This is a genomic window from Pandoraea bronchicola (assembly GCF_902459805.1).
In the GTDB taxonomy this organism is placed as follows: domain Bacteria; phylum Pseudomonadota; class Gammaproteobacteria; order Burkholderiales; family Burkholderiaceae; genus Pandoraea; species Pandoraea bronchicola.
Window position 1 is genome coordinate 91,846 of the sequence record NZ_CABPST010000004.1, and the last position, 22,194, is coordinate 114,039.

General features: G+C 64.3%; 24 protein-coding genes and 1 pseudogene. 6 read left to right on the forward strand and 19 right to left on the reverse strand.

Translation table 11 applies throughout. The annotated features are described in order from the left end of the window. Positions 1 to 447: 447 nt before the first annotated feature. Both PBR20603_RS24585 and PBR20603_RS10470 read left to right on the forward strand, forming a co-directional pair. Complete coding sequence (locus PBR20603_RS24585) at positions 448 to 732, forward strand: TRADD-N-associated membrane domain-containing protein (protein WP_425495803.1); 285 nt, start codon at positions 448 to 450, stop codon at positions 730 to 732. Between the two features lie 93 nt (positions 733 to 825). After that, positions 826 to 1,107 carry a DUF2726 domain-containing protein gene (locus PBR20603_RS10470; RefSeq protein WP_174977872.1) on the forward strand — a complete coding sequence of 94 codons (282 nt, stop codon included), beginning with the start codon at positions 826 to 828 and terminating at the stop codon, positions 1,105 to 1,107. Positions 1,108 to 1,175: 68 nt separating this feature from the next. Here the strand turns inward: PBR20603_RS10470 and PBR20603_RS10475 are convergent, their stop codons facing one another. Next, positions 1,176 to 1,484, reverse strand: a complete 309-nt coding sequence (locus PBR20603_RS10475; RefSeq protein ID WP_150559467.1) for a hypothetical protein — start codon at positions 1,482 to 1,484, stop codon at positions 1,176 to 1,178. Positions 1,485 to 2,129: 645 nt separating this feature from the next. Here PBR20603_RS10475 and PBR20603_RS10480 point away from each other — a divergent pair. Beyond that, positions 2,130 to 2,450 carry a hypothetical protein gene (locus tag PBR20603_RS10480; protein ID WP_150559468.1) on the forward strand — a complete coding sequence of 107 codons (321 nt, stop codon included), beginning with the start codon at positions 2,130 to 2,132 and terminating at the stop codon, positions 2,448 to 2,450. Positions 2,451 to 2,703: 253 nt separating this feature from the next. On the opposite strand, the gene PBR20603_RS10485 is transcribed toward PBR20603_RS10480, so the two are convergent. Both PBR20603_RS10485 and PBR20603_RS10490 read right to left on the reverse strand, forming a co-directional pair. Then, positions 2,704 to 3,798 carry an ArsO family NAD(P)H-dependent flavin-containing monooxygenase gene (locus PBR20603_RS10485; protein WP_150559469.1) on the reverse strand — a complete coding sequence of 365 codons (1,095 nt, stop codon included), beginning with the start codon at positions 3,796 to 3,798 and terminating at the stop codon, positions 2,704 to 2,706. Further along, on the reverse strand, positions 3,795 to 4,640 hold the full coding sequence (locus PBR20603_RS10490; protein ID WP_246174566.1) for an AraC family transcriptional regulator: 846 nt from the start codon (positions 4,638 to 4,640) through the stop codon (positions 3,795 to 3,797). The genes PBR20603_RS10485 and PBR20603_RS10490 overlap by 4 nt, the downstream gene beginning before the upstream one ends. A gap of 110 nt (positions 4,641 to 4,750) precedes the next feature. Between PBR20603_RS10490 and PBR20603_RS10495 the strand changes: the two genes are divergently transcribed. Beyond that, positions 4,751 to 6,136 carry an FAD-dependent oxidoreductase gene (locus tag PBR20603_RS10495; protein WP_150559471.1) on the forward strand — a complete coding sequence of 462 codons (1,386 nt, stop codon included), beginning with the start codon at positions 4,751 to 4,753 and terminating at the stop codon, positions 6,134 to 6,136. An 82-nt stretch (positions 6,137 to 6,218) separates the two neighbouring features. After that, positions 6,219 to 7,082, forward strand: coding sequence for an NmrA family NAD(P)-binding protein (locus PBR20603_RS10500; RefSeq protein ID WP_150559472.1), 864 nt, complete (start codon positions 6,219 to 6,221; stop codon positions 7,080 to 7,082). A 29-nt stretch (positions 7,083 to 7,111) separates the two neighbouring features. Here the strand turns inward: PBR20603_RS10500 and PBR20603_RS10505 are convergent, their stop codons facing one another. The 4 genes and pseudogenes from PBR20603_RS10505 to PBR20603_RS24445 all read right to left on the reverse strand — a co-directional run bounded on the left by PBR20603_RS10505 (position 7,112) and on the right by PBR20603_RS24445 (position 10,371). Next, entirely contained in the window at positions 7,112 to 8,002 is an 891-nt protein-coding gene (locus PBR20603_RS10505; RefSeq protein ID WP_425495804.1) for an alpha/beta hydrolase, read from the reverse strand. Then, positions 7,989 to 9,116 (reverse strand): glycosyl transferase family 8, encoded by a 1,128-nt coding sequence (locus PBR20603_RS24590; RefSeq protein WP_425495805.1) that lies wholly within the window; start codon positions 9,114 to 9,116, stop codon positions 7,989 to 7,991. The genes PBR20603_RS10505 and PBR20603_RS24590 overlap by 14 nt, the downstream gene beginning before the upstream one ends. Positions 9,117 to 9,452: 336 nt before the next feature. Next, positions 9,453 to 10,145: pseudogene (locus PBR20603_RS24595) on the reverse strand (tetratricopeptide repeat protein); the annotation flags it as partial. A 103-nt stretch (positions 10,146 to 10,248) separates the two neighbouring features. Further along, the gene (locus PBR20603_RS24445) at positions 10,249 to 10,371 is read right to left on the reverse strand and encodes a hypothetical protein (RefSeq protein WP_281355996.1); all 123 of its coding nucleotides are present in this window, start codon (positions 10,369 to 10,371) and stop codon (positions 10,249 to 10,251) included. Between the two features lie 97 nt (positions 10,372 to 10,468). Here PBR20603_RS24445 and PBR20603_RS10515 point away from each other — a divergent pair, with 97 nt between their 5' ends. Then, the gene (locus tag PBR20603_RS10515; RefSeq protein ID WP_150559474.1) at positions 10,469 to 11,014 is read left to right on the forward strand and encodes a glutathione peroxidase; all 546 of its coding nucleotides are present in this window, start codon (positions 10,469 to 10,471) and stop codon (positions 11,012 to 11,014) included. Positions 11,015 to 11,228: 214 nt separating this feature from the next. Here the strand turns inward: PBR20603_RS10515 and PBR20603_RS10520 are convergent, their stop codons facing one another. The 12 genes from PBR20603_RS10520 to PBR20603_RS10575 form a co-directional block, all read right to left on the reverse strand. Then, positions 11,229 to 12,200 (reverse strand): VOC family protein, encoded by a 972-nt coding sequence (locus tag PBR20603_RS10520; protein ID WP_150559475.1) that lies wholly within the window; start codon positions 12,198 to 12,200, stop codon positions 11,229 to 11,231. 34 nt (positions 12,201 to 12,234) lie between these two features. After that, positions 12,235 to 13,200 (reverse strand): PDR/VanB family oxidoreductase, encoded by a 966-nt coding sequence (locus PBR20603_RS10525; RefSeq protein ID WP_150559476.1) that lies wholly within the window; start codon positions 13,198 to 13,200, stop codon positions 12,235 to 12,237. A gap of 44 nt (positions 13,201 to 13,244) precedes the next feature. Beyond that, the gene (locus PBR20603_RS10530; RefSeq protein WP_150559477.1) at positions 13,245 to 13,691 is read right to left on the reverse strand and encodes a RidA family protein; all 447 of its coding nucleotides are present in this window, start codon (positions 13,689 to 13,691) and stop codon (positions 13,245 to 13,247) included. A gap of 17 nt (positions 13,692 to 13,708) precedes the next feature. Next, positions 13,709 to 14,740, reverse strand: coding sequence for an aromatic ring-hydroxylating oxygenase subunit alpha (locus PBR20603_RS10535; protein ID WP_150559478.1), 1,032 nt, complete (start codon positions 14,738 to 14,740; stop codon positions 13,709 to 13,711). A gap of 64 nt (positions 14,741 to 14,804) precedes the next feature. Beyond that, positions 14,805 to 15,023, reverse strand: a complete 219-nt coding sequence (locus tag PBR20603_RS10540) for a recombinase-like helix-turn-helix domain-containing protein (protein WP_150559479.1) — start codon at positions 15,021 to 15,023, stop codon at positions 14,805 to 14,807. Then, a complete protein-coding gene (locus PBR20603_RS10545) occupies positions 15,023 to 15,385 on the reverse strand; it encodes a hypothetical protein (protein ID WP_150559480.1) in 363 nt (120 codons plus the stop codon). The genes PBR20603_RS10540 and PBR20603_RS10545 overlap by 1 nt, the downstream gene beginning before the upstream one ends. A gap of 12 nt (positions 15,386 to 15,397) precedes the next feature. Beyond that, on the reverse strand, positions 15,398 to 16,408 hold the full coding sequence (locus tag PBR20603_RS10550) for an ABC transporter substrate-binding protein (RefSeq protein WP_150559481.1): 1,011 nt from the start codon (positions 16,406 to 16,408) through the stop codon (positions 15,398 to 15,400). A gap of 74 nt (positions 16,409 to 16,482) precedes the next feature. Further along, entirely contained in the window at positions 16,483 to 17,979 is a 1,497-nt protein-coding gene (locus tag PBR20603_RS10555) for an aldehyde dehydrogenase (RefSeq protein WP_150559482.1), read from the reverse strand. 13 nt (positions 17,980 to 17,992) lie between these two features. After that, positions 17,993 to 18,811 carry an aspartate dehydrogenase gene (locus PBR20603_RS10560; protein WP_150559483.1) on the reverse strand — a complete coding sequence of 273 codons (819 nt, stop codon included), beginning with the start codon at positions 18,809 to 18,811 and terminating at the stop codon, positions 17,993 to 17,995. Then, on the reverse strand, positions 18,804 to 20,456 hold the full coding sequence (locus PBR20603_RS10565; protein WP_150559484.1) for a thiamine pyrophosphate-binding protein: 1,653 nt from the start codon (positions 20,454 to 20,456) through the stop codon (positions 18,804 to 18,806). Before PBR20603_RS10565 ends, PBR20603_RS10560 begins: the two co-directional genes overlap by 8 nt. Continuing rightward, on the reverse strand, positions 20,449 to 21,255 hold the full coding sequence (locus PBR20603_RS10570) for an SDR family oxidoreductase (protein WP_150559485.1): 807 nt from the start codon (positions 21,253 to 21,255) through the stop codon (positions 20,449 to 20,451). The genes PBR20603_RS10565 and PBR20603_RS10570 overlap by 8 nt, the downstream gene beginning before the upstream one ends. Beyond that, on the reverse strand, positions 21,252 to 22,193 hold the full coding sequence (locus PBR20603_RS10575; protein ID WP_150559486.1) for an IclR family transcriptional regulator: 942 nt from the start codon (positions 22,191 to 22,193) through the stop codon (positions 21,252 to 21,254). Before PBR20603_RS10575 ends, PBR20603_RS10570 begins: the two co-directional genes overlap by 4 nt. Position 22,194 lies beyond the last annotated feature (1 nt).

Genomic DNA, 22,194 nt, shown 5'->3' on the forward strand with positions numbered 1-22,194 from the left:
CAATCGAAGGGGACTCAAAATCCCCCGCCGCAAGGCGTGCCGGTTCGATTCCGGCCCTGGCACCACAAGCTCTATATCCCGCAAGGCTTCCCCGGCGATTTGGCGTAATTTTGGCGTAGACGTGCGCAGCCCGGCAGTGGGTGCTCTGAACTATGGCCGCTTCGACATCCTCCGCCATATTGCATCTCGAAAACGCACGGTAGTTCAGCACATAAAACTGGAACGTAAACCGCTGACTTACAATATGTGCTCTCCATGCTGTGGCAATTTTACAGCGGGCAAAAGCCGCCGTAATTCACGAGAGCCACAATCCGCGCGAGCGTCCCTTTCGCGAACAATTAAAACGACGGATGAATCGAGACGCTGAATCCAATTTGGGATGTACTCGGCCCCCAAATTGCAAAATCGATTAACGAGGCGGGCTATCAAATTCAGCGCGAAAAATCCATCCAGAATGCCGAGGAAACGCTTCGGAAACACCCCGAGAAGCCGCAGTTTGCGTGGGATCTTGCACGCGCAAAACTAGAAAGCTATCTCGATAGAAGTCCGAGTCAAGCAAGATCAATTTACTTGCTGACAATGATCGTGATGCTCATTGGTTTCGGCTTCATCATGTTCGGTTTGTATCAAGCTACCCAAGCCCCAGACCGTTTGGCAGTAGCAGTGGTCGCCTCAGCATCGGGCGTCATCGTCTCGTTTATTGGTGGTTCTCATCCAGTCGCCAAAGACTAGGTGGTCTGCCTCCGACATCTGGCAGCCCAAACAGAGCGTGCATTTCACAGACTACAGTCCATAACTGCCTCCGTGCAGGTTGCAGTATGTCGCTTGGCAAGTCCGCGCGAAGACGAATCACGACAATCACAACCCGGAGAAGTCTATGCTCGATGCCGCCGTGATTTCTCCGTTGTTGCGGCTATCGAGCTTGGTGATCCCTCTCATGACCGAGAACGACAGAAAACGCGCGACGAGAAGAAGGATGCGGTGATGAAGGCCATCGGCGTGCGTCTCATCCGGTTTGACGTCAGACGCTATCCATCCGAATTTGACGTGCGCAGGCAAGTGCTTGGCGAAAACGAGCCTGGGGAAGGCCAGCCGATGGCCGCGTAGCGAAACGCGAGGGTGAATCCACAGATAGTGGATTACGGCCCACCGCAATGGATGGGCCGCAACAGCGGTTACCGCACCAGCCTCGGTTTTTCACCCCCCTTCGCCGCGTGAAGAATGACATGAGGCCCCATCAACATATCCGTCGCCACCATCGCTTGCGCGAACGTCTCGAAGTAAATCGCGTGCTCGGGGTCGGCCACATGCGCTCGCCTGATTTCTCCCGCGGCCTCGTCCCAAGCGTAACCGAGGTATTTCTTGTATTCGTGGAACCAGACCACATGCCCTTCACGCGCCAACGACTTAGGGAGGTCGAGCCCGTCGTCGGCCCGGCCGCCGTTTCCTCCATCCTTTCCGTCGCATTTGGTTGAATCATTCATCCAAGTCTCCTGAAATGTGAGTGGATTGAGCCGACCTAACGGCTAAATCCATCATCGCAGGAGTGTCGCCCCCTGAGTTTCAGTAACTTCCGAATATCCCCGCCTATGCGTCGACACTCGAAACGTTTCGACGCGCGGCGAAAACGTTTGTGACGTATAACAGGCGAAGAGAATGCGGGCTGAGAGTTTGTCGACGGCGGCTGACGAAGTGCACGCTGAACTGTAGTGGCTTGATCCCCTCGGACTGCGGCACCGCCAGACATCTCCAGTTTTGGATGCTACGGTTGTTCGGAGGGAGGTCAGTTCTCACTCACAGCACAATTCTGAATTTCGCTCGACGGCGCGCGGCACCCGACGGCGTTACCCCCCCCCATCCGGCGACTACGATCTTCCCGGACAAGCTCCGGAAACTCCGCTCGGTTCGCTGGCTAGCCCTTGCTCGCCGTCCCGGCCACACGGTTCGCCCATATCACACCGACATCCATCCGACCCGCATCCCTCCATCGATTTGGGAAACACGCCGAACCTTTCGAGTGGCAACGTCCGAAGCGTGAAATTCGGACGTTGCTGAAACTCAAGTGACTTCACTACTGCGATGATCGAAGCGTCCCTCAATTCGGAAGGGGCAACTTCAGGGAGCAACCTATGAGTGATTCGAAAGGTGTGAATTTGGGATCTCGGGGTGCCGGCGCAACGAAGCAACGCGAGGCGGGCCAGACACCGAATATGCCGAAATCGCTATCAAGCAAAGGGTACGTCGTGTGGTTCTACGACCATGGCGAATATCTGGGACTGGCGTGGAACGAATCGGCTGCGGAGATTGAAAGAGCCCATGTCGCGAATGCCGATCATGCGATCTACTTCGAGACGTTCGCGCAAGCGGCCGTCGCCCGCGACAAATACATCAGCCCTTGCCGGGTGCTTCATTCACGCGGACCGGGCAAACGGCCGACGTTGATGGGCTAGTCTGCCCGAGGATCCGTCACCGATGGCGGATCCTCACTTCCACGCCGGGAGCGCTCTCCACGCGACAGTTGCACTGACCATGAGACCTTAACGGCACGCGACTATCCCATCCCGGAAAGAAGGTACGTTGCGGCGATCCATGCTGTACTGACCGTCACGAACGCATTCCGATCAGTCGCCAGGTGAGCGTTGCAGCTCGCGATGCAATCGGTTGCCGATCAAATGAAGATCGTGATGCACCGCGCCCATTTCGCTACGAACGCTCACGCACTTGCTCGCCGAGGAATCCCACGATCTCCTGTGCTGTCGCCCGGGCGCTGCGCGTCACACCGATCAGCGTCGCCGACGCGTATCCTGTCCACTCCCCATATCCGACAAGCCATAGCCGTGGCACATCGACAGCACGTGTCCCTGACACGCGAATCCGTCCGTCGGCGTCCATGATCCGCAGCCCCTGCAAATGGGCCAGCGCCGGCCGAAAACCCGTACACCAGATGACGAGATCGACCGGCGAATGCGTGCCGTCCCGCCACACCACGCCGTCTTCCACGAACCGCTCGAACGGACGCACCGCATGCAAATCGCCGCGCTCACGCGCCGCACGCAAAGACGGCACCATCACGATATGCCCGAGTCCGTTATCCGGATACGGATCGGGCAAACCGCGCTGGGCGGCCTGCCAGCGCGCTGTGGCTCGCTCGAAGAGTACGCGGCCATCCACCTCGTCCGGCAAGTAGGACGGCGGCGTCAGCGTGACCCAGGTCGCCTCGCTCACGCCCGATACCTCGGCGTAAATCTGAGCCCCCGAATTCCCGCCGCCAACCACCAGCACTCGCTGCCCATGCAGATCGTCCGCGCCGCGATAGTCCGCCGAATGCATCTGGCGGCCCCGAAACGACGTCTGTCCCGCATATGCCGGTACATACGGCGAACGCCACGACCCCGTCGCGCTGATCACCGTGCGCGCCAGCCAGTCGCCGCAGTCGGTCTGCACCCTCAGACCGCCGCGCTGCTCGACGACGCCGGTCACCTTCACGGGACGCTGCACCGGCACCGCGTAGCGCGTCTCGTACGCACGCAGATACGTCACAACATCGTCGCGCGACGGGAAGTGCCGCTCGCCTCCCGGCATGGGCCAACCCGGCAGCGAACTCCATTGCGCGGGAGAAAAAAGTTGCAGCGACGGCCACGCCGCCTGCCATGCGCCGCCGGCCGTGGCCTGATCGTCCAGAACGACATAGTCCACCTGCCAACGTCTCAGGAAATACGCCGTCGCCAGCGCCGATTGGCCGCCGCCGATGACCAGCGTGTCGACGCTTTGCAGCGATGCCGCGTCCTGCCCACTCATGGCATCTCCTCCTCATGCAGATGCGCGAGCGGCCCCACCTGCCGAAAATAGCGCCCCGGCGACTCGCCGAACGCACGACGAAACATGGCGATGAAATTGCTGGGAGTCGAATACCCGAGCGAATCGGCAATCGTGCCGACGGGCTCTCCATTGGCCAGCCGCTCAAGCGCACTCACCAGTCGCGCCTGCTGCCGCCACTGGGTGAAGCCCATGCCGGTCTCGGCAACGAATAGCCGTCTGGCCGTGCGCGACGAAACGCCCGCGCGCTGGGCCAGCGCCTCCAGCGACGCATGTCCGCCCAGGTCGTCAAGCACCGCGCGGGCCACCCGCAGCACGCGCGCATCGGTCGGCATCGGCAGGCCGAGCGGCTCCGCCGGTGCACGCTGGATCTCGTCGACCAGCACCTGCGAGAGGCGCATCTCTTCCTCCGTCAGCGCGTCACGCGACGCCCACGATACGGCCCGCTTGACCAGCGCTGCCAACAACTCCGACACTCCGACCACGCAAGGCGCCGACGGCAACCCCGTTGCGGCACACGGTGCCACGAGCACCATCCATCCGCTGACCACACCGGTGAGCGACACACAATGCGTCAAGCCCGGCGGAATCCACCCCGCCCGGTAAGGCGGCAATACCCACGCGCCAAACGGCGTATGAACGTGCACCAGCCCCGAGTGGATGCAGAACAACTGACCGCGCAAATGCGAATGCCAGTCCAGCTCGCGCGTGCCGACCCGGAACAGGCTGCGATCATGATCCCGTCCGCCAAACGCCCACACCGGCGGGCCGTCGAGCCGGTCATTCGGCCGGTACTTGGCGAACGGCGAATCGGAGAGTGACATCAAATGGGCATCAGGTTGGGAGTCCGGCGTATCGACGCTCATCGCTTTGTCCGATTTACATTGTTTTATGACCAAACGATGTTATCAGGTCAGCAAACAGCGCGCAGACAATGACCGAAGTGCCACTGCCGGCCGCCTGCGGGCGGCTCATCGAAATCATGTCTGCCTTGCATGTCACCATCATCGGCGCGGGTCTGGGTGGCCTGTGCCTCGCTCAGGGGCTTCGCCGCGCGGGAATTCCGTTCGATGTCTACGAGCGCGACGACTCGCCCGCCGCCCGCTTCCAGGGTTATCGCCTGCGTATCGACGCCGATGGCCTCGACGCCCTCACCCAATGCCTGCCCGAGGGCCAGATCGAACGGGTACGCCAGCGCGCCGCCGTGGCGCGCACCGGCGGACGCTTCGTCACCCCGCAGCTCGACGACGCCGACGTTGTCCTGCCGCCGAGCTGGCACGATGCCCACACCGATGCCGCCATCGCCCGGCACCGTCGCCACCCCCCGTCAACCGCCGCTCGCCGGACGGCGCCACCCGACGGCATTCCCGGCGACCTCAGCCTGCATCGGCAGACGCTGCGCGAGATTCTGCTCGACGGCATTCTCGATCGAGTGCACTTCGGAAAGTCTTTCTCGCGCACAACAACCACGAAAGACGGCCGTCGCATCGCGCACTTCGAAGATGGGTCGTGCAGTGCGCCGGGACTCGTCGTCGCGGCCGATGGAAGTCACTCCCGCGTGCGCGAATACGTGCTGCCGGGCATGGCGCCACGCGATACCGGCAATGTCTGCTGCTACGGCCTGACGCCGCTATCCACCGCGCTGCTCGTGCTTATGGACCGTCACGGTGAAGCTACCATGATGGAAGGCAGCACCGTGGTATTCGCTAACGGCTTCGCCGTCGTGATCGAGGCCATGTTGTTTCGCCGGCAACCCGGCAACGAGGTCCCCTCGTCAACCCCCGTCGCGCCTGACCGGATGCCGCTCTCGCCGGTGTCCGATTACCTCTACTGGGCCTTCATCGGCCCGTCGCAAACGCTGCTTGGCCCCGCTCACGCGAACGGCGAGCAGCCCGATCCGGCCCCGCTCGCCCGCATCGAAGCCCTCACCGATGGCTGGCATCCACACCTGCACTCACTGTTTGCGCACGCAGCGCCCGACACCATCCGCACGATGCCCGTGCGCAGCACCACCAGCCCGCTCCCCTGGCAGGTCGACGGCGTCACCGGCCTGGGCGATGCCGTCCACACCATGAGTCCGGCTGGCGGGCTAGGCGCGAACACGGCACTTCGCGACGCAGCACAACTGGCCGAACATCTGCACGCCGTAGCGCAAGGACATCGCCCGTTGGCCCAGACCATCGCTGCCTACGAACGCGAGATGTGCGAGCGAGCGCGCGAAGCCGTGCGGCTGGCCGACGCAGGTGCTGCGTTGCTCAACGCCCGCCGCGCCCCGCCGCACGCGCCCGCGCGACCCGCCGCCGACGCCGTCCGTTTATGAGACCGTAACGCTCCCGTGTTACTTTTACGGTAACGCTCCCGTGTTACTTTTACGGCAACGTTACTGCGCGCGAGGAGTGACCATGTACACCGTAATGGGCATCACGGGGCGAGTTGGCGGCGTAATCGGGCACGATCTGCTCAAGGCAGGCTTGCCGTTGCGAGCCATTGTTCAGGACCCCGTCAAATCCAGTCGATGGGCGACACTCGGCGGTGACATCGCGGTCGCGGAAAACGGCGACGTCGACGCACTCACGAACGCGTTTCGCGGCAGCGAGGCGGTATTCGTCATGCTGCCGCCGAACGCCGACCCCGAGCCGGACTTCTCGCACGCGCGGCACCTGATCGACGCCATCCGGCAAGCACTGGCCGCGACAAGGCCGAAGCGCGTGGTGTGCCTCTCGAGCATCGGCGCAGATTGCGAATCTCCCAGCCTGCTCACGGCGCTGCACATGTTCGAGACGGCGATGGTGTCGCTCGCGTTGCCGGTGACGTTCCTGCGTCCTGCCTGGCTGATGGAGAACTTCGCATGGGACATCGCGCCGGCACGCGAGCGCGGCGAACTTCCGAGTTACCTGCAACCAGTGGATCGGGCGATTCCGATGGTCTCGACGAGCGACGTTGGTCATTTTGCTGCCCGCGCCATGCAGGCGCATTTCACCGACGAGCGCGTCTGGGAAATCGAGGGCCCGGATCGCTACTCGCCCGACGACATCGCTGCGGCGCTCGCCCGCGCGCTGGTTCGCGACGTCCGTGCCGAGGCTGTGCCACGCGCGGGCTGGGACCCGCTGTTCCGGGCGCAGGGCATGCGCAATCCGCTGCCGCGCATTCAGATGCTGGATGGTTTCAACAGCGATGGCTTCCGGTTCCGCGAGGGTGGCCAACATACGCTGCGAGGCGAAGTCACGCTCGTTGAGGCGATCGCCGCGCTGGTGCGGGAAACCTGACTGGACTCGCAGGCGTCGTCCCGTTCACGTCATGGACGGCCGTCGCAAACCGGCGTCTGCGCGAGCAGATCGCGCCAACGCTGCGCCCAATCTCCGTCGTGGGTCACGCCGTTCACTACGCGAGTCTTCACGCACGTCCCGCCCGCGGCCGACGCAAAGCGGCGTGCGACCTCCGGCGGCACGACCGTATCCTGTGCACCGCTGAAATGAATCTGAGCAATGCCGGCAACCTGCCGCGCAACGTCGATGGGATTGCGCGACGCAGGCATCGGCGAGACCCGGTGCATTTGATTGACGTACTCGACGTCGAGATTGCCCGCCACGGTGCGCAGCGCCGCCACGTCATGTCGACGGGCCGCGACCAACACGGCGATGGCTCCGCCACCGGAGTACCCGACAAGCTCGATGGGCTGTCCGGGCAAGCGCGCCGCCAATTGTCCGACCGCGCCATCCATCGCATTCACAACCTCAGGAGCGAAGCGCTTGCCGGTCCAGTATGCGACCTGACAGCGAGGATTGTCCGGCATCGGTGTGAACTGGCACGGTCGTGCCAGATAGGCAACATTGGCGGACGAATCCGCGGCGGCGAGCGCCAGACCGGTCGCGGCGACTGGCGTCGGATCGAGCGACGGCTCCGTACGCGAGACCCACGCAAGACCGTCGCCTTCGATGTAAATGCGCAACGGCTTGTCTGCGCGAGTGATGCGCGAGAACGCCGTAAGGCGGAAGTCGCCTGCGACGAGCACTTCCCGTTGCAATCCGGCGGGTTTGGCGAGCGAGTCGGCGTGCGCGTCGCGATCCAGACTGGCGCAGCCGGAAACCAGCCACGCGAACCCCAGCACGCTCACGCAGAGCAGCCCGCGCAAGGATCCGGCCCGGCCTGCCCGGCCCTCGTTACCGGCGCGATCAGGCCGCGCCATCATGCCACTCAGCCACAAACTGCTTGAGGGCCTGCGCCATGCGCTCGACGACAGGCGCCCATTGCGCGCGGGCCTCCTGACGGAAAAGACGCATTCCCGGATACCACGGGGTATCGTCCCGATCGAGCAGCCAGCGCCAGTCGGGGACGAACGGCAGCAACACCCATACCGCGCGCCCCAAGCCTCCCGCCAAATGCACTGGCGATGAATCGACGGAGATCAGCAAATCGGCGAGATGCAGAATCGCCGCGGTGTCCTCGAAATCGCGAATCTCATCGCTCAACGACACCATCGACATGCCCTCGGGCGGCGTCTTCGCCTGCGCCGAAGCCGGCCCCTTCTGAATCGACAGGAACGTCGCCCCGCTCGCGCCCAGCGGCGCGAGTTGCTCAAGCGGCATGGACCGATTGCTGTCGTTGACGTGTTCCGGACGTCCGGCCCACACCACGGCCACCCACGGCCTGGGAACGTCGGCCAGTCTCTCGCGCCAATGGGCAACGCGTTCGGGATCGGCTGTCAGATACGCCACGTCGCCGGGCAAATCGGCGAGCTTCAGGCCCATTGCCATCGGCAGGCTCATCAACTCGCAATGCTGATCGAAGGTCACGGGCAACGTCCCGCGAGCGACGATATCGTCGTCGCCCCACATGCGCTTCGCGATCGACAACGTCTCGTGATTCACCTCGAAAATCACGCGCGCCTGACTGCGCTCACGTGCCCAGCGCGCCATTCGCATGAACTGGAACGTGTCACCGAAGCCTTGCTCGTCGTGAATGAGAAGCGTCTGGCCGGGAATCGGCTGACCGTCCCATCGCGGGCGTTGCACCTTGCGTTCGATGGACTGGGTATGTTCAAGGCTGTAGCGATACCGGTACTCGCGCCAGCCGCGCTCGAAGTCACCCAGCAAGAGCAACGCCTCGGCAAGGTCGAAGCGGTTCGACAGATCGCCCGGCACCTGACGCGCCAGCATATCGAGCAGGTCTCGCCCCTCGCGGGCCTTGCCTTGCGCGCGCAAGACGATCCCGAGCAACCGCCACATGGACACGGGCGCGGCGCCGGCTGCCACGACTTCACGGAGCATCGCCTCTGCCCCCTCGTAGTCATGTGAATGCATGCGAGCCACGACCGCTTCGTGAATGGCAGCGAGATCCGGCGACACCGTCGGCACCGTCGGCACCGTCGCGGTCGCGCCCTCCGGCCCGGCGCGCTCGATGGCATCCTTGGCTGCGCCCGCTGTGTTGCGCGCTGCGACATCCGCCTCGACGTCGGAAAGTGCCGCCCGCGCATCGGCGCTTTCGGGCTGAAGCGTGACGGCTTCGCGGGCATTCGCCAGCGCTTCGTCCAGTCGCCCGACAAGACGCAGAAGCCGGGCACGCGCTACGAGCGTGGAAGGATGCTTCGGCGCAAACGCCGACATCACCTCGACGATCTGCAGCGCAGAAGCCACGTTGCCGCGCGCGAGTTCGACGTCGGCGAGGTTGCGGTAGGCGTCGACGAACTGCGGGGCCAACTCGATGGCGCGGCGCGCCAGCGTCTCCGCCTCGGCAAAGCGCCGCTGCGCACTCAGCAGCGACGCCAGATTGCTGTGGGCATCGGCGCGCTCGGGGTCGCGTTCGAGCGCGCGCCGGTAGTGCGTCTCGGCGACGTCCAGACGCCCCAGCAGACGCGCCGTATTGCCGAGATTGTTCTGCGCATCAGCCGACGCCGGCAGCAGTTCGCTCACGCGTGTGAGGCATGCCATGCTCTGCTCGAGCTGACCAGTCTCCTGCAACACAATCCCGAGATTGTTCCATCCTGCGGCGAACGCCGGGTCCAGCTCAACGGCCCGACGGCCGGCCGCCAGCGCATCGTCGAGACGCCCGGACTGCCGGCACATCTCGGCCAGATCCGACCAGCACGACGCGGGCGCATTCGGTGACCGGCAGGCAACCCGAAGATGATCGATGGCCATGTCCGGCTTGCCATAAGCATGCGCCATGAGGCCCAGCAGATAATGCGCATCGGGATGTTCGGCAGACACTTCCAGCACGCGACGGCATAGCGCTTCCGCCTGCGGGGCTTGCCCCGCCTGCCAATGCGATTGGGCCAGCGCGATTGCCTGCGCGAAGGTCAGCGTCCCGGCGGAAGAAGAAGGGGAAGACATCGGAAAGAAATGGGGAGCAGTGGGCACTGCGCGATACTTTCACGGCGGTCGCAGCCATGTCAATGACTGCAACCGCCGGCCCTGCCTGAATGGCGTCAGCCGATCAGAAGCGCTGCTGCACGCGCACGATACCCGTGTGCGACACGAAGCCCGAGCCAGCTTGCAGGTCGTAGCGAATCGAAGCGCTCAGATTGTTCGCCTTCATCAGCGTGAGACCCAGCGACATCTCGGCCAGATCCGACGCTCATGACACACCGCCACGCCCAGCGCGCTTCACAGGCTTGCGCTACACTCGGCGAACCCATCAAAGACAGGGAATTCCCATGAGCACGAATATCGAAACCATCGCCGTCAATCGCAACGACGGCGCCGCTGCAACGCTGGGCGATTACGCCGGCAAAGTGCGTCTGGTCGTCAACGTTGCGTCGAAGTGTGGCCTCACGCCGCAGTACGAAGGGCTCGAGCGTCTGTACGAAGACAAGCGCGCCGCCGGTCTCGAAGTGCTGGCCTTTCCCGCAAACAACTTCAAGGGTCAGGAACCCGGCACCGACGCGGAAATCCTCGAATTCTGCACCACGCAATACAACGTCACGTTTCCGCTGTTCGCAAAGCTCTCGGCACTCGGCGACGACCGTCACCCGCTCTACACGGCACTTGTCGAAGCACAGCCCGAGGCCATCGGCGAAGGCCCGTTCCGCGAGCGTCTGAAAGGATTTGGCGTCGAGCGGGAGAACCCCGCCGATGTGCTGTGGAACTTTGAGAAGTTCCTGATTGGCCGCAACGGTCAGGTCGTGGCCCGGTTCTCGCCGGACGTGAAGGCGGACGATCCGCGTCTCGTTGCCGCCATCGACGCCGAACTGGCAAAGTAAGCCGCCTCAAAGGGGCTCATCTTCCCCGGTGTCGCAGCGCCGGCAAGACGGTCGCCGGCGCGCAACGTGCCCCTCGGGCAACCACTCACCACCTGGGCAAGTCGCCGCCCGGGCCTCATGGTGCAACGTCACGCGCCGGTTTCCGCTTCTCGCGACAACTCGCGAAGCCGGACACGCCGATCCCCCCGGTTCGGCGCGCCCGCCATGACCCGGATCAGCGCTTGGCTGTGTCGGTCATGAACTTGCCGGTCGGCGCTTCGCCGCCCTTCTTCTGGCGACGTGTGTTGCCATCCAGCCCCCCGTCGACCGCCCATTCCGCAAACACCGTCGGCCCCGGCTCGAAGTCACGCGGCTGCCACTCCGGCGTGAGGATGTCCTCGTCGGCGTAGTACTCGATGAGTGCACCGCACGGATTCTTGAAGTACCAGAAGTACGCCGACGAAATCGGGTGACGGCCCGGCCCCAACTGCGTTTCCCACCCGCAACGGTCGATATGCATGCCGCCGCCGAACACCTCGTGAATATCGCGCACGGTGAACGCGACGTGGTTCAGCCCCCGTTTGCCGTTGGGCAACGCCAGCAGAAACAGATCGTGATGGCCGCCGTGGGGTGCACAGCGCATGAACGCACCCCGCGCGGGATAGCGATCGGACAGCTCGAAGCCGAGCTTGTCTTCGTAGAACGCCTGCGTGGCCGCCAGCGCATTGGTGAAGAACACGACATGGCCGACTTCGATCGGCTGTGCGCGTTCGTACACCGGGCTCGGCGTATTGACACGCTGCGCCGGAATACCCCACGGGTTGGTCGGTGCACCCTGCACATCGACCGCACGCTTGGCCGTCACTTCCACCCGCATCGCCAGACCGTTCGGGTCGATGCAGCCGGTCGCGCCGTCCTTGAAGTAATAGCCAGGCTGGTCTGCAAGCCGGTCGGCGATCGCCGCCACCTCATCGGCAGTCGTCACCCCCCACGTGACCTCGCGCAAGGTCGGGCCGTCTTCCATCGCGGGCGGCAGCGAGGGGTCGTCGTGACGCACCGCCAGCACACGGCACCCGTTCAGCGTTTCGAAGCGTGCCCCATTGGCGTCAGCGGACACTTCGGTGAGTCCCCAATCGCCCAGAAAACGACGGCAGGTGTCGAGGTCGGTGACCCCGTAAGTAATTTGTTCGATGCCCAGAATCGTCATGGCAGTCTCGGGTAAGGGTTCGGAGTTGGAGAGGTCACAGATCCAGCGTCAGACGGCCGCCCTTGCAACCGGACACACAAATCATCATGACCTTGTTCCCGGCACGCTCGGACGCGCTCAGTACCGAGTCGCGATGATCGGGGCAGCCGTCGAGCACGCGCGTCTCGCATGCGCCGCACACCCCTTCCATGCAGCTATGCTCGGCGTCGATACCGGCGGCAAGCAGCGTGTCGAGCAGCGTCGCGCCCGCTGGCACAGCGATCTCCTTGCCCGACTTCGCCAGCGTGACGACATAGCCTTCGGACGTTGCGGGCGGCGGCGCATCGGGAGCCGCGGCAAAACGTTCGATATGCACATTGGCGATGCCGGCGTCGGCACACGCCGCCTCGAAAGCGTCGAGCATCACGCCGGGGCCGCAGCAATACGCGTGCGTGCCCGCCGGCTGCCCCGACAGAAATGCCGCGAGCGAGGCAGGCTTGCCGTCGTGCTGATCGTCAAAGTGATAAGTGATGTCGCCACCCAGTGCCTCCAGTTCGTCGACGAAGGCCGCTTGCGGCGCCGTGCGGGCGCAGTACATCAGCTTGACGTGGCGGCCCAGCGCGCGCAAACGCCGGTACATGCAAAGGATTGGCGTCACGCCGATGCCGCCCGCGACGAGCACCGTATGCTCGGCGGTTTCGTCGAGCGCGAAGTGATTGCGCGGCTCGGAGATGTCCAGCGTCATCCCCACGCGGAAATTGTCGTGAATGAAACGCGAGCCGCCGAGGCTCTTCGGATCCGCAAGAATGCCGAGGACATAGCGGTTCGCCTCGCCCGGCGCGTTCACGAGCGAATAGCTGCGCACCAGTCCGCTCGGCAGATGCAGATCGATGTGCGCACCCGGCGTGAAGGCGGGGAACGGCGTGCTGCGGCCCGGCGCAGGCACGAGTTCAATGCTCATGATGCCCGCCGCTTCATAGCGAAGCGTGCGCACCATCGCCGACAGGTTTGACTTGCTCATAACGCCGCTCTCTGATGTTGCTTGTTCTGATGACGTCCGCCGCTTCAGCCAGCGGCGGACAAATCGATGTCGAGCCGCGCAAACGCCTCGATCTCTACGCGCAGTTCCGGGAACACCAGACCGCTTACCTGCACGAGCGTCGAGCACGGATACGCGCCACCGTTGGCCGCAACGTCCGCGAAGACCTCGCGGCGCGCACGGCCGACGTCGTCCTTGTCCGCAATATCGGTCACGTACACCACCAGCTTGTAGATGTTCGCCAGACTGCCGCCGCCCGCCTCGACCAGCGCGCGGATCTTGCCAAGCACCACGAGCGTCTGCTCATAGGCGCCGAGCGGCCTCTGCGACGCTCGCGTGGCAGGGTGAGCGGTCATGCCCGACATCACGATTTCATTGCCGAAGCGAATGCCGTTGCTCCACGTCGCCGTGCCCTGATCGGGTACGGCGGGTGCACGGATGCGCTCGGCATTGACAGGTTGATCGATTGACATAAAGCGTCTCGCGCGGCTTACGCCTTGCCCTGCTGCATGCGCTCGAGTTCCGCCTTGGCCAGATTCTTCAGATGGCGGCGCAGACGCACGATGCCCATGTCGTGTTGATACAGGTGCTCGTTCTGATTGGCGTCCGGCTCCATATCTTCGAGCATCACGCGATCCTGCTCCAGCACCGCCCAGTGACGTGCCTCGAGGCGATTGCGATACAGGAAGCGCCACGTGTCGCGCTGCCAGCCGCCGAGCTTACGGCAACGCCAGTGGAACACGGCGGCGAGCGTCGGCGAGATCGGCGTGTAGCTGCCCACGATCACGAAGTTGCCGCCGGGTCCGCCCGTCTTCGGGTACGGAATCTCCAGACGCATCCAGTGCGTGCCGGTATCGGCCCACTCGGTCCAGTCGAAGTTCACGTCGCGCTGGCCTTCCTTCTCGAACACGAACCCTCGGTCCGTGTCGCGAATGCGGAAAGCGGCCGAGTTGTCGCCCTCGGCCATCGAGTGCGACTGCTTGTGCAGATACGTGCCGTGCATCGGGTCCATCACGTTATCGAGCACATAGCGGTAGTCGCCCTTCCACTCCGTGTAGCACAGGAACGACGAAAATTCGCCGTCGGCATCGAGTTCTTCCGGCAACACGAGCGGCGGCGGTGTGTCGATGTTCTCGGTGGCGTTGTACAGCCAGATCGCGTCGTTACGCTCGACGATGTGATAGGACTGCGTCGGGCGCGAGCCTTCGAGCTTACAACCTGGGCTGCCCGGCACACGCATGACCGTGCCGTCGCAGCGCACTTGCACGCCGTGATAGCCGCACGCGATGCGGTCTCCCATGACGATGCCCTTCGACAGCGGTGCGCCACGGTGCGGGCAATGATCGTCGAGCGCATGCACCTTGTTGTCCTGATCGCGCCAGAACACCAGCTTCTTGCCAAGACGGCGCAGCGACACCGGCTCGCGGCCGATCATGTGCGACGGGCAAATCGGATACCAGAGTTGCTTCAGGCCGCGCTCGAGAATGGCGTCGGCGGTGAGGATAGGCTGTTGCGTAGTCATGGGGGATGCCTCCATCGCGGTCGCTGCGTGCGTTCGGCAGGCAACGATCGCGCTATGTGATGTTTTACTCTTCTGCCAGTCGTGCGATCTGCGCGGTGTAGATCGCTTCGGTCCACACGTCGCCCTCCTGCGGGCCGGGGCCCGTGCGGTTCAGATAGGCCACGAGCCCCGCCAGGTCGTGCGTACCGGCGGCATAGGCACGCTCGATGGCGTCGCCCAGCAGGCTTTCGTATTGCGTCGGCTCATGACGACGCGCTTGATGCGGTTCGAGATAACGGTCCATTATTTCCCTCCATTGCGAACCCGTTCGCGAATGCGCGCGTGCACGGGTACGAAGTCGTAAGTCGGATAGCATTCGGTGCGAAACACACCCCAGGCGGAACGCTCCAGTTCGACGTTGACCACCGGCAGCAGATGCGGCGGCAGTTCGAGCGTGACGATCTGGCCAAAGCCCATCGCCACCGTCCACGACACCACCTTCACACCGGCGGGCGGAAAACGCTCCCACCATTGCGCCGCTTTCAGGCGCTCCTGAAAATCGTCGAGATTGTTCGACTGATCGTGACGCAGGAACACCGTCAGCAGCATCGTTTCGGACTGGGCGGTGGACGTCGCGTCCGACAAGCCCGGTGCGTTTTCGCTCATGGTCGTCTCGCGTTACTGCACGAACTGGTTGGTGAACAGGTCAGCCGGGTTCGACTTCTCACGAATGACCTTTTCCTGCGCATAGAAGTCCTGCAGCTTCGTCACGCGCGCCGGATCGAACGCGCCCAGACGCTGCTGACCCGGATAGACATTGCGGGCGTAGTACGTGAGGATCTTCTCGATCTCGGCTTCCTTGCCCTTGTAGGCGGGTACCGTCGCGCAGTACTCCTTGGCGGCGCCGGCCGGGTCACGCATGATCTCGGCCACCGACTTGATCGTTGCGCGCACGAACTTCCGGATCATCTCCGGCTTCTCGGCGATGGTCTTGTCCGACGCCAGAATCGCCTGTGCCATGCCCGGGAAATACTTGTCCGTCGACGTCATCGTGATCTTCACGCCGGCGTCTTCGATGTTCTGCGCCCACTCCGGCGTGCCCACCATCGCTTCGGCCTTGCCCGTGGCAACCTGCTGCCACACACCGGCCGGACCGGCGCCCTGAATACGTGCGTCGTTGCGCGTCAGACCGGCAGAAGCGAGCAGGCCGAGCGTGGCGTAGAAACCAGTGTCCTGATAGGCCAGCACGGTGATCGTCTTGCCCTTCAGATCAGCGGGCGACTTGATGTTTGCGTCGTCGCGCACAACCAACTGATGCAGCGTGCGCCCGCCCAACAATGCGACGCCCTTGATGGGAATGCCGTTCGGACGCAGCACGATCGGCGTGTCGCCCAGCCCCCCGCCCAGATCGCCATTACCGGAGGCGAGTTGCTTGCCGACGTCGGCGCCGCCTTGCACCGTCAACCAGCGCACCGACAGCCCCTCGGCCGCGTAATACCCCTTCTTCTCGGCCAGCATCAGCGGCGCGAAGGCCGGCAGGTTGGCCGGTGCCGGGAGCAAATAGGTAATCTGCTGGGTGGCCGGCTGGGCCATGACCGGCGCCGCCAGACTCGTGAGTGCGGCCACTGCGCACAGGCCAGCGGCTTGACGCGCGCGGCGCGCCAACGATGCACGGAAAATCGACAACATATCTCTGCCTCGCTCAAGTATCGGGTTACCGCGATGCCCCGTGCATCGCGGCTTGCTTTGGCACTACCTGTCGTTCACACCCGGCCCGCCCACGCGAGCGGGTTTTCGTTCATGCCCCAATAGAGGCTCTTCTGGTTCGTGTATTCCAGCAGGCCCAGACGGCCCTTCTCGCGGCCCATGCCGCTCTCTTTCCATCCGCCGAACGGCGTCGAGATCGAGAACTGCTTGTAGGTGTTGATCCAGACGGTGCCGGTCTCGAGCGCACGGCCAAGGCGCCACGCACGCTTGTAGTCGCGCGTCCAAATACCTGCCGCCAGACCGTAGACGCTGTCGTTAGCCTCGGCCAGCAGGTCGTCTTCGTTCTCGAACGGCAGTACCGCCAGCACCGGCCCGAAGATTTCTTCCTGCACCATGCGCGCCTGATTCGTCAGCCCCGCGATGATGGTCGGCTGATAGAAGTAGCCCTTTTCGCGGCCGTCGCCCGCCGGACGCTCACCGCCGCACAACAGACGACCGCCCTCTTCCAGTCCGATGGCGACATAACGCTCGATGGACTCACGATGCGCAGACGTCACGAGCGGCCCCATCTGCGTGTCTTCGCGCAGCGGATCGCCCACGCGCAACTGTCTGGCGCCCGCAACGAGCCTTTCGACAAACGTGTCGAAGATCGCCTTGTGTACGAACAGGCGCGAGCCGGCGATGCACGACTCGCCCGACGAACTGAAGATGCCGTAGAGCACACCGGCCACGGCGTGATCGATATCGGCGTCTTCGAACACGATGGTCGGCGACTTGCCGCCGAGTTCGAGCGAGACCGGCATGAGCTTGTCGGCCGCCAGCCGCGCAATGCCCCGGCCCACCTCGGTGCCGCCCGTGAAAGCGACCTTCTTGACCTTGGGATGGCGCACGAGAATGTCGCCGATGACCGAGCCCTTGCCCGGCAGCACCGACAGCACACCCCGCGGCACACCGGCGGCTTCGCAGATGCGGCCCAGTTCGAGCGAGGCGAGCGGCGTGACTTCCGCAGGCTTGAGCACCACGGCGTTGCCGGCTGCGAGCGCAGGCGCAAGTTTCTGCGCGTCCGAGGCAATCGGCGAATTCCATGGCGTGATGGCAGCCACCACACCGAGCGGTTCGTGAACGCTCATCGTCAGGTAATCGCCGCGCGAAGGCGTCAGCGTTTCCTCTAGCGTCTCAAGGCACGAGGCGAAGTAGCGGAACGTGCCCGCCGCGCTCGCAACGAGCGCGCGTGTCTCGCTGATGGGTTTGCCGTTGTCGCGACGTTGCAGATGCGCAAGGGCTTCGGCACGCTGCGTGATGCCGTCGGCCACGTGATGCAGCACAGCAGCACGCTGATGCGGCTTCAGACCGGCCCAGTCGGCGCGACGCCACGCGGCGTCGGCCGCTTCCACGGCTTCGACGGCGTCCTCGGCTCCTGCCGCCGCGATCTCGGCGTTCACACTCTCATCGGCCGGGTACAGGCTCTGATAGCGCTTGCCGGTGCCGGCGCGCCATTCGCCGCCGACCAGAATGTCGCTTGAAAACCCTTGCAGCAAATCTTGATGGCTCATGATGCGCTTCCTGCTAGATCACACAGTTCGCAACGCGATTGCGTAGCGCACGAATGGCGGAATAGGCGGTCAGTGCAGACGTCTTGGGGTTGTCCGGCAACGGCTTGCCGCACATCTCCAGCGACATCTCGCCGAAGGCGCCACGTGCGGCGATGTGATGCACGTTGCGCGTGGTCGCGGGGTCGGCAATCAAACGCACGCGCGTGGCATCGAGGCCGAGACCCGCGATGGCCACGGTCGCCGCCACGTTCGCGTTCTTCGGGTACAGACGCGCCGCATCGCGGGCGCTGCCTTCGAAGATCACGGTCGCGGTGGTGAGCGTCGCCAGATCGCAGACCTGTTCGGCCGGCGTGCCCTGCCAGCCCAACGGCGGCTTGCGTCCGGTGTAAAGCACCTCGTCCAGACCGCCTTCACGCGCCGCGGCAATGGCGTCGATGCCACCGATGGCGCCGGAGAGCAGCGTGACGGTGGACGCGCCATCCTTCGCGGCTTGTTCAAGCGCGGCGAGCAGATCGGTGTCGGACAGCGCACCAATCGACGCCACCGCACAGTCCACCCCCGACTTGAGCAGAGGCACGACATGGCCCGACAGCGCGCTATGACCCGCGCACTCGAGCACGAAGTCCGGACGGCTGGAGAGCGCTTGCGCCGACGACACCACTTCGGTCTCGGCACGCACGCACTCGCGAACACGTGCGGCGGCATCTTCCGGCACGATCACGTGGCCCACGCGAAGGTACGGATCGCTCGCGCACGCCTCGTAGACCTTCGAGCCAATCGCGCCGAAACCGATCAGCGCGACATCAACGCGACGATGGTTCAGTTCATGCATTCGCGGGCTCCCGGACCGGCGGGCCGGCAAAATGCGAGGCAAAATTGCCGACCGACAACATGTCGACTTCGAGCAGCACCGGGCCGTCGTGCGCAACGGCGCGGGCAACCGCCCCTTCTGCCTGATCGATCGCGGTGATGCGCTCATGCTTGAGTTGCAGGCTCGCGCAAAACGCAGCGAAGTCCGGTTGATGGAGTTGCACGTAGTGGCGGCGGCCGCCGTATTGCGCGTCCTGAATGTTGCGGATCACGCCATAGCATTGGTCGTTCATCAGCAGAATCACCACCGGCGCCTTTTCCTGCACGGCCGTCGCGAGCTCGCCCACGTTGACCATCAGGCCGCCGTCGCCGCACAGTGCCACGGTCTTCTTCGCGTTGCCCGCGAGCGCCGCGCCGATCCCCATCTGCATGCCCTGACCGATACCGCCGCCCAGTGCGTGAACGCCCGCACGCGGCGAGAAGACCTTCAACAGACGGTTGCCCCACGTGCTGTTCGAGATCGTGACGTCGCGCACCCAGTTGAAGTCCCGGCCCAGCGCACCTTGCAGTGCAGCGACCAATTGACGGTAAGGCCCGAGACCCTCGGCCACCTGCTTGACGGCAGCGTCGCGTGCAGCCGCGAGATCGGCGTGGAACGCCGGATCGACCGAGAGACGTCCTTGCAGACGATCCGCCAGCGCATTGAGCACGCGCCCCGCGTCGCCCTGAACGAACAGGTCGTTGCGATAGCCTCGGTTGTCCGCCAGACCATCGGCGTCGACCCGATACAGCGGGCGTGGCAGCGCCAGCTTGTACTTGAGCGTTTCGTTGCCGCGCAGACGCGAGCCGACCACGAGCACGGCGTCGCAAGTCTTGTAGAACTTCTCGACTGTCGGATGAATGTTGAACGCGCCCAGCGTGGCCGCGTGATCTTCCGGCACGATGCCGCGACCTTGCACGCTAGTCACCACGCCAAAGCCCATGTCGACCAGGCGCTTGACGGCCGCCTCCGCACCGCGAGCGCCGCCGCCCAGCCACAGCAACGGGCGATGCGCGCCCGCCAGCTTGTCGGCCAGCTCGGTCACGCGGGCGTCGTCATGCGTGGGCACGGGAATATGTGGTGCCGCCAGATCGGCAGGCCATTCGATTTCCGCTGCCTGAATGTCGATGGGAATCTCCACGCTGACCGGTCCGCTCGGCGCCGTAAGCGCAGCGCGCACGGCTTCACGCACGGTCGAGAGCGCCGTGTCGGCGCAACGTACGCGATAGGCAGCTTTGGAGATCGAGTTCAGCATGCTGAGCTGATCCGGCGCTTCGTGAATGTAAGCGAGATCGCGGTCGAGGAATTCGGTTTCGATCTGACCGGTAATGTGCAGTACGGGCGTGCCGGCCGTCAGTGCTTCGACCATGGCGCCGGCCGCGTTACCGGCGGCGGTACCCGTGCTCGTGAATGCCACGCCGAGACCGCCCGACACGCGTGCCAGGCCGTCGGCCATATTCAGCGCACCGGCTTCGCCGCGTGCGCCGACATAGCGAATCTTTTCACGACGCGCGATGGCGTCGAGGATCGGCATGTTATGAATCGAGATCACGCCAAACGCGGTCTTCACACCGCACTGTTCGAGAAACGCCGCGATGACTTCGCCGACGGTGGTTTTGTTAGACATGTCTTGCCAAGCCTCCGGAAACATCGATATGGCTACCCGTCGTGTAAGACGATTGCGGGCTTGCCAGGAAAAAGATCGCTGCGGCCGCCTCTTCAGGCTTGCCCAGACGTTGCAACTGGATTTGCTTCTTGCGCGCCAGCTCCCCGGTCCATTCCTCCCAGGTTTTGCCTTCGCCCTGCGCGGCAAAGCGCCGGCGCCACTGGCCCGACTCCACCAGTCCGATCAGGATGGAGTTCACGCGCACACCGTCGGGCGCGAACTCGCTCGCCATCGAGCGCACGAGGTTCTGAACCCCCGCACGCGCCGACGACGTCGCCACCATGTGCGGCTCGGGCTGAAGCGCGAGCAGCGAGTTGACGCAAACGACGGCGGCGTCTCCCGTCTCGCGTGCAGCCTCGCGCAGCATCGGCAAGCAAGCGCGCGTGGTGCGAATCACGCTGAAGTACTTCAGCTCCAGCTCTTCGCGCCAAGCCTCATCGGTGGTGTCGGCGAACGTCGAGACACGGCCCTGTCCGGCGTTGTTGACGAGCATGTCGAGACGACCGAACTCGCCGCGAATGCGCTCGGCCAGTGCGCTAACGTCGTTCGCATCGAGCACATCGCATTGCGCAGCGATAAGGCGCGCCTGCGGGTAACGTTCGCGCAAATGGGCCTCGGCTTGCGCAAGACGCTCAGGGTTACGGCCGCAGATCGCGACAGCGGCGCCCGCGTCGAGCAGGCGCCCGGCAGTGGCAAGGCCGATGCCGGACGTACCGCCAGTGACCAGCGCCGCGCGCCGGGTGAGGTCGATCTTGATCATTTCAATCCCAATGACTTCATGTAGGGGGGGGTTTGGCCGTCGGTGCCCGGCCGGTAATTCAGGCGATGCGAGAGCGCATCGGCCGCCTCACGCACCTGGCCGATGAGCCCTGCGTCGAGCATCGACGAGTCGATGTTGGCGCGCGGAATGGTGACGGTGATGGCGGCGCAAATGCGGCCCGCGTCGTTGCGCACCGGCGCACTCACCACACTGATACCTCGCTCGAACGACGAGGCCGACACCGCATAGCCGCGCTCGGCATCCTCGCGCACGCGCTCGAACAGTTCTGCGAGCGTCTCGGGCGTCTGCGGCGTGTATTTCTCCAGCGTCTTTTCCGGATACAGCGCGCGAAGTTCGGCCAGCGTCAGGTCGCCCATCAACACATGGCCATGCACCGTGGCATGTGCCGGCAGACGCGTGCCAACATTGACCTTGATCGAATTGAAAACACCGGCCACGCTCTGCGCCTTCGCCACGAATACGATGTCGCGTCCGTCGCGAATCACGATGTGCGATGTCAGTTGGGTCGCGTCGCGCAGCCGTTCGATGATCGGAATCCCCAGATCGGTCAGCTCCAGCGAACTGAGGTATTCGAAGCCCAGACGCAGCACGGCCACCCCCAGACGGAAATTCTTCTCGCTGCCCGCGCGCTCCAGAAAACCCATCGCTTCGAGCGTTTGCAACAGACGAAAGACGGTCGTACGCGGAATACCCAGCCGCTGCGACAGCTCCGGTGCGCTGAACACGGCTTCGCGCGGCGAGAACTGCGTGAGGATGCGCAAGCCGCGCTCGAGGCCCGGCACGAGGTAACGCGTCTCGGACGTCGCGCTTTGCGCGATGTCGTCGCCGTCGGTCTGCGCGTCCTGAACGCTCAGTGCGTCGTCTTCGGTCTGCGCGTGGGCCGTCGTCATTGCGCGCTTCGGGGTTGCCGGTGCCATA